General features: G+C 33.6%; 5 protein-coding genes. All 5 read left to right on the forward strand.

Annotated features, from left to right (window positions below):
* Positions 1–5: 5 nt before the first annotated feature.
* The 5 genes from gntK to dcm all read left to right on the forward strand — a co-directional run bounded on the left by gntK (position 6) and on the right by dcm (position 7,138).
* Positions 6–1,544: a gluconokinase gene (gntK, locus tag HMPREF3131_RS01140; protein WP_070436358.1), complete on the forward strand. Its 1,539-nt coding sequence runs from the start codon at positions 6–8 to the stop codon at positions 1,542–1,544.
* A gap of 43 nt (positions 1,545–1,587) precedes the next feature.
* Positions 1,588–2,943: a gluconate:H+ symporter gene (locus HMPREF3131_RS01145; protein ID WP_070436359.1), complete on the forward strand. Its 1,356-nt coding sequence runs from the start codon at positions 1,588–1,590 to the stop codon at positions 2,941–2,943.
* Positions 2,944–3,100: 157 nt separating this feature from the next.
* Positions 3,101–3,967: a UTP--glucose-1-phosphate uridylyltransferase GalU gene (gene galU / locus HMPREF3131_RS01150; protein WP_070436360.1), complete on the forward strand. Its 867-nt coding sequence runs from the start codon at positions 3,101–3,103 to the stop codon at positions 3,965–3,967.
* A 361-nt stretch (positions 3,968–4,328) separates the two neighbouring features.
* Positions 4,329–5,798 carry a Sau3AI family type II restriction endonuclease gene (locus HMPREF3131_RS01155; protein ID WP_070436361.1) on the forward strand — a complete coding sequence of 490 codons (1,470 nt, stop codon included), beginning with the start codon at positions 4,329–4,331 and terminating at the stop codon, positions 5,796–5,798.
* Between the two features lie 101 nt (positions 5,799–5,899).
* A complete protein-coding gene (gene dcm / locus HMPREF3131_RS01160) occupies positions 5,900–7,138 on the forward strand; it encodes a DNA (cytosine-5-)-methyltransferase (RefSeq protein WP_048682690.1) in 1,239 nt (412 codons plus the stop codon).
* Positions 7,139–7,187: the final 49 nt, after the last annotated feature.

Consider the following 7,187-nt stretch of genomic DNA (forward strand, 5'->3'; position numbering starts at 1 on the left):
TAGGTATGAAATACATGATTGGAGTAGATATTGGAACAACAAGTACGAAGTCAGTACTTTATGATGAGCATGGTCAATATATTACAAAACATCATATTGGCTATCCTTTACATACGCCAAACGTTGATGTTTCAGAAGAAAATCCTGACGAATTATTCGATGCCGTATTAATGACAGTCAAACATGTGGTTCGCGAATCTGGGGTGCGTAAAGAAGATATTAAACTCATTTCTTTTAGTGCGCAAATGCATAGCTTAATTGCATTAGATAGTCAACACGAGCGCTTAACTGAAAGTATAATTTGGGCGGATAACCGTGCGAATCAATATGCTGACTTGATACATGAACAATATGGGGGACATGACATTTATAAACGCACAGGTACACCCATTCATCCTATGTCACCACTCTCTAAAATCTTTTGGATGAAACATGAACAACCAGATATTTATCAAAAAACTGCAATGTTTGCGGATATTAAAACATATATTTTCTATCAACTTTATGGAGCATACGTGATGGATCACTCTATGGCTTCAGCAACAGGTATGTTTAACTTACAGCAATTAGACTGGGATCAAGAAGCACTTGAATTACTCGGTATTTCAGCCTCTCAATTGCCTCAACTTGTACCAACAACACACATTTTAAAAGGGATGAAAAAACGTTATGCCACATTGATGGGTATCGATGAAAATACGCCGGTTGTGGTTGGTGCAAGTGATGGGGTGTTATCAAATTTAGGCGTTAATAGTTATAAAAAAGGTGAAGTTGCAGTCACAATTGGGACATCAGGTGCGATTCGTACAGTCATTGATAAACCTCGTACAGATTATAAAGGCCGCATTTTCTGTTATGTCTTAGATGAAGAGCATTATGTGATTGGTGGACCGGTCAATAATGGGGGTGTCATTCTTCGATGGTTACGAGATGAATTACTCGCCAGTGAAGTTGAAACAGCAAAACGCCTGGGAGTGGATCCTTACGATGTACTTACTAAAATAGCGAGTCGTGTTAAGCCAGGTGCAGATGGCTTAATTTTCCATCCGTATCTTGCGGGAGAGCGTGCACCCTTATGGAATGCGAATGCACGGGGTTCATTCTTCGGGTTAACATTATCACATCAAAAAGAACACATGATACGCGCTGCACTTGAAGGGGTGTTGTACAACCTTTATACCGTCTATTTAGCACTTGTTGAAGTAATGAATGAAACGCCAAATACGATTAAAGCAACAGGTGGCTTTGCGAAAAGTGAAGTATGGCGTCAAATGATGGCAGATATTTTTGATACTGATGTTATCGTACCAGAAAGTTATGAAAGCTCTTGTCTAGGTGCGTGTGTCCTTGGTTTAAAAGCATTAGGAGACATTGAAGATTATTCAATTATCGAAAATATGGTGGGTACAACTCATGCACATCAACCCAACCAAGATACAGTAAACGTGTATCAACAACTTGTAACGATATTCATAAACTTAAGCCGTACACTTGAAGATCGCTATGAAGAAATTGCAGATTTTCAACGTAAACATATGAATTAATCGACGTATTTAAATCAATGAAACGTCAAAGGGGAGAAGACAAATGGGAACAATATGGACACTAGCAAGTGTTGTTATTGGAATCGTATTACTATTGACACTGATTATTTTCTTAAAACTAAACACATTTATTTCATTAATTATTACATCGATTGTCACGGCCATCTTATTAGGTATGCCTTTAAATAAAGTAATGGAAACGATAGAAGCAGGTATGGGCGGCACCCTTGGTCATATTGCACTCATCTTTGGATTAGGCGCAATACTTGGTAAATTACTGGCAGATGGTGGAGGCGCCAATCGTATTGCAGATACACTGATTGATACATTTGGACAAAAACACGTTCAGTGGGCGATGCTGATTGCAGCTTTCATCGTTGGTATTGCATTATTCTTTGAAGTAGGACTCGTATTACTCATTCCACTTGTTTTTACAATTGCTAAACGTGCGAAAGTGTCACCACTGAAACTAGGATTACCTATGGTAACAGCATTATCTGTGACACATGGTTTTTTACCACCACATCCTGGTCCTGTGGTCATAGCAAAAGAATTAAAAGCGAATATTGGACATGTGTTACTATATGGGATTATTATTGCCATTCCAGTGACACTCATTGCAGGTCCGATTTTCAATACATTTGCCCAAAAACTTATCCCTTCTGCTTATACACGTGAAGGAGATATTTCAGCACTTGGTTCACAAAAAGAATTTAAAGCATCTGAAATGCCAAGTTTTGGTTTAAGCATACTCACTGCTGTATTACCTGTTATTTTAATGTTATTATCAACGGTTGTTCAATTAGTGACTGGACATGAAAATGCTAAAAATCTGTTTGAACAAATCATTTACTTTATCGGTACAGCAGGTACAGCGATGTTAATTTCAGTCATCTTTGCTATTTTTACAATGGGCTTACATAGAGGAAGAAAAATGGATGACATTATGAAATCTGTGACGAATGCTATTTACCCAATTGGGATGATGATTTTAATTATTGGTGGTGGCGGTACATTCAAACAAGTTCTCATTGATGGCGGTGTAGGGGATACGATTGCTAAGTTATTCGAAGGTTCAACCCTGTCACCTATCTTACTAGCATGGATTGTCGCTGCAGTATTACGTATTGCACTAGGTTCAGCAACAGTCGCAGCGATTTCAACCACAGGTATCATCTTACCATTATTACAACATTCAGATGCCAATGTGGCACTTGTCGTACTTGCCATTGGTGCAGGGAGCGTTATCTTATCACACGTTAACGATGCTGGATTCTGGATGTTCAAAGAATATTTCGGATTGACTGTGAAAGAAACATTCTTAACTTGGTCATTACTTGAAACCATCATTTCAGTATCGGGCATCATCTTTATCTTATTCATTAGTTTATTTGTATAACTTATCAAAGAAGTGAGAGAGAAATCATTGAATTTCAATCTTACTTCTTATTTTTTATATCATGGAAGAATACAGTCAATCGCTATGAATGACAATAAAAGAATGATAAACTTACTTATAATATAAAAGACAGAATGCGCAAAGGAGATACTCGAGTTTGAAACAGATAAAGAAAGCCATCATACCTGCGGCTGGTTTAGGAACACGTTTTTTACCAGCGACAAAAGCCATGCCTAAGGAAATGCTTCCTATTTTAGATAAGCCAACGATTCAATATATTGTTGAAGAAGCGGCACGTGCAGGCATTGAAGATATTATTATTGTGACTGGTAAACATAAACGTGCGATTGAAGATCACTTCGATAATCAAAAAGAACTAGAAATGGTCCTTGAAGAAAAAGGGAAAACAGACTTACTAGAAAAAGTACATTATTCTACAGATTTAGCGAATATCTTCTATGTACGCCAAAAAGAACAAAAAGGATTAGGACATGCCATTTATACTGCGCGTCAATTCATTGGTAACGAACCGTTTGCAGTATTATTAGGTGATGATATCGTAGAGTCTGAAAAGCCAGCAATTAAACAATTAATGAATGTATATGAAGAAACAGGACATTCTGTTATTGGAGTGCAAGAAGTGCCTGAAAATGTGACTCACCGTTATGGCATAATTGATCCATTAGAGAAACAGGGTCGTCGCTATGAGGTAAAACAATTTGTTGAAAAACCTGAACAAGGTACAGCACCTTCTAATTTAGCGATTATGGGACGTTATATTTTAACGCCAGAAATTTTCGATTATTTAAAAACACAAAAAGAAGGCGCCGGTAATGAGATTCAATTAACCGACGCAATTGAACGTATGAATAGTGCTGTTCCAGTGTATGCATATGACTTTGATGGTGATCGTTATGATGTTGGAGAAAAATTAGGATTCGTTAAAACGACAATAGAATATGCGTTAAAAGATCCTAAAATGAAAGAAGAACTTGTAACTTTTATTAAACATTTAGGATTATAATAATTAAAGTGCCTAAGACATTGAAGAACAAGTGGTTATTCTTCAATCTTCTTAGACACTTCAATCTCATCAAAACTAAACCTAAAAACAGGACACACCCTATTTTCCGCTAAGGCGTGCCCTGATTAGAGAAGATATAAATTGTCGACAAACACTTCTCTAATCATAAATCCTCAACATCCCAGAAAATTTTTTTCTGAGAAACTTTTCCTCAGCGTCTTAGGACTTCTCCTAAGACATTTTTATTATATAATATAAAATTTGAATATCATAGATGTTGCAATAGCAATAATTCAACTAATAATATCACTTTTTAGAAAAAACAAGATAAACTTAATTAATAATAAAGTGAGTTGATTATATGAGTGAGTATAAAACTAAAGAAGCAGTTCACAATAGAGCTAAAGAGGCAGTAGGAAAAACAATTAGAGAATTAAATAATGATGCTCCAGTGTTAGGATATAAGAGTTCGGTAGGTGATGCCTTTGAAGCTTGGTTTGGAAAAACAAAAGATAGTGAAAGTCGTCCGGATATGGAAGAAGCTGGCGTAGAGTTAAAAGCAACTCCTTTTAAAAAATTAAAAAATGGTAATTATAGTGCAAAAGAAAGATTGGTTTTAAATATTATAAATTATGAAAAGGTAGCTAAAGAATCATTTGAAGATAGTTCATTCCTTTATAAAAATGGAACAATAGAACTAGCTTTTTATGAATATGTTAAAGATGTTGCTAGAGATGATTGGAAAATAAAAGAAGCAGTTCTATATGAGATGAAAAAAAATCCAGTAGATTATGAAATTATAAAAAAAGATTGGAATATTATACATGATTATATAACTCAAGGTAGAGCACATGAATTAAGTGAAGGCCTTACTGATTACTTAGCTCCGTGTACAAAGGGAGCTAATTCTAAGTCAGTTCGTAAGCAACCTAATTCTGATATTCTTGCGAAACAAAGAGCTTTTTCATTAAAATCTGGATATATGACTTCTATATTAAGAAGGTATATTTTAGGAGAAGAAAAAATTGATTCTATAATTAAAGATAAATTTGAAATTAAACATAAGAATATTGAAGATATTGTTTATGAAACATTCAAACCTTATTATAATTGGACAATTGATGCATTATGTGAATACTTTAACATTGAAAGGAAAAGTAAAAACCTTAATTACAGAATAGCTTCAGCAATTCTTAACTTAAAAGGAAAAGTTAAAAAAAATGAAAAATTCCCAAGAGTTGAAGAATTTGAAAAAGCTTCTATTGTCGTAAAGACAGTTCAATTTAATGAAAACAATATAAATAAGGAGAGTATGTCATTTCCTACTTTTAAATTTAGTGATTTAGTCAAAGAAAAATGGGAAGATACTAATGGAAATCCTCAAGCGACTTGGCATAATTTTTTACTAGAAACGAAGTTTTTATTCTTTGTAGTAAAAAGCGAAAGTGAAAATGATGTATTTAAAGGAATTAAATTTGTAACTATACCTGAAGAAGATATAGAAGGACCTATTAAAAAAGTGTGGGAAGATACTGTAGAAAAATTAAAAAAGGGTGTTACTCTTACTGCCAGATATAAAAAAGACGGATCTCTTTATAGAATAGAAAATAACTTTATTAACAATTCAGATGATATGATTTGTCATGTTCGACCTCACCAATCAAAATCGGATTACAGAGAAAATGGGCAATGTGCAGATTATCTACCTTCTCCAGCTAAATGGATAAATAGACCTGAAGACAAGATAAAATATTCAAGTCAATGGATGACAAAACAATGTTTCTGGATAAATAACACGTATATAAAAAAACAAGTTGAAGATTTATTGTAGAAAGTTATGTTAAAATAATAGTGTTTATTTTGTATTTAGAGCGAACGATCGTTCGCTTTTTATGTTATAATTTAATTAATACTGTTAAAGGAGGTGCTCTCATGAATGAAATTAAAGTAGCTGAGCTTTTTGCAGGAGTGGGTGGATTTAGATTAGGTTTGGAAAATACAAATGAAAAAATGTTTAATGTTACTTGGGCAAATCAATGGGAACCTTCTAAAAAGATACAACATGCCTTTGATTGTTATAATAGTAATTTTTCAACTGGAGTACATATCAATGAAGATATCGCTTTAATAAGTGATGAAGAAATGGCAAAAACAAGAGCCGATATGATTGTAGGAGGCTTTCCTTGTCAAGATTATTCAGTAGCGAGAAGTTTAAGTGGAGAGCTGGGTATACAAGGTAAAAAGGGTGTTTTATTTTGGCAAATTATTAGATTTATTCAAAACACTTACCCTAAGTATATTTTACTAGAAAATGTAGACCGCTTATTAAAATCACCGTCAAGTCAAAGAGGAAGAGACTTTGGTGTCATGTTATCAACATTAAATGAACTTGGCTATAATGTAGAATGGAGAGTAATTAATGCAGCTGACTACGGAAATGCTCAAAGAAGAAGAAGAGTTTTTATTTTTGGCTACAAACAAGATTTAGATTATGCTAATTTAATAGATAAACATTCACTTGAAGAAATAATATATAAATATGGAATGTTTGCAGAAGCTTTTCCGATACAAAGTGAACCAAACAAAAATAGAATTAATTCTATTGCCATATCAAAGGATATTGTAGAAATATCAGATGAATTTAGTTTTCAGTTTTATAATAGTGGCATCATGAAAAATGGTAACATCTTAACAATTGATACTATTCCTAAATATGAAAAATCAATAACGTTAGGTGAAATAGTCTTAAATGAAGTAGATGATAATTATACTTTGTCGAAAGAAAAAATTGAGAAATTTAAATACTTGAGAGGTCCTAAAAAAATAAAAAGAACTTCTAAAGATGGTCATGAATACTATTTTTCAGAAGGTGGAATGTCAGAATTCGATGCTTTGGACTTACCTGCTAGAACCATGTTAACTAGTGAAGCGTCAGTTAATAGAAGCTCGCATTTTTTAAAAATTAATGAAACATATAGAACTCTAACTCCTATAGAAGCAGAAAGGTTAAATGGTTTTCCTGATAATTGGACAGATACAATGCCAGATCGTATGAGATACTTTTGTATGGGAAATGCTCTAGTAGTTCCTATCGTTACAAGGATTGGCAATCAAATTGAAAAAATAGAAAAACTGACTAAAGATAAATTTAGTCAATTAAAACTTTTTTAAGAGTCCGGGACATAAAGTTTCTAGATAAGTGAAAAAAGACAATTTCTAT

Source organism: Staphylococcus sp. HMSC14C01 (genome assembly GCF_001808085.1).
GTDB lineage: Bacteria > Bacillota > Bacilli > Staphylococcales > Staphylococcaceae > Staphylococcus > Staphylococcus hominis.

What these genes read in the sequence shown, in the direction of transcription:
- gntK (WP_070436358.1), top strand. Translation starts at nt 6, where the DNA reads ATGAAATACATGATTGGAGTAGATATTGGAACAACAAGTACGAAGTCA.
- HMPREF3131_RS01145 (WP_070436359.1), top strand. Translation starts at nt 1,588, where the DNA reads ATGGGAACAATATGGACACTAGCAAGTGTTGTTATTGGAATCGTATTA.
- HMPREF3131_RS01155 (WP_070436361.1), top strand. Translation starts at nt 4,329, where the DNA reads ATGAGTGAGTATAAAACTAAAGAAGCAGTTCACAATAGAGCTAAAGAG.
- dcm (WP_048682690.1), top strand. Translation starts at nt 5,900, where the DNA reads ATGAATGAAATTAAAGTAGCTGAGCTTTTTGCAGGAGTGGGTGGATTT.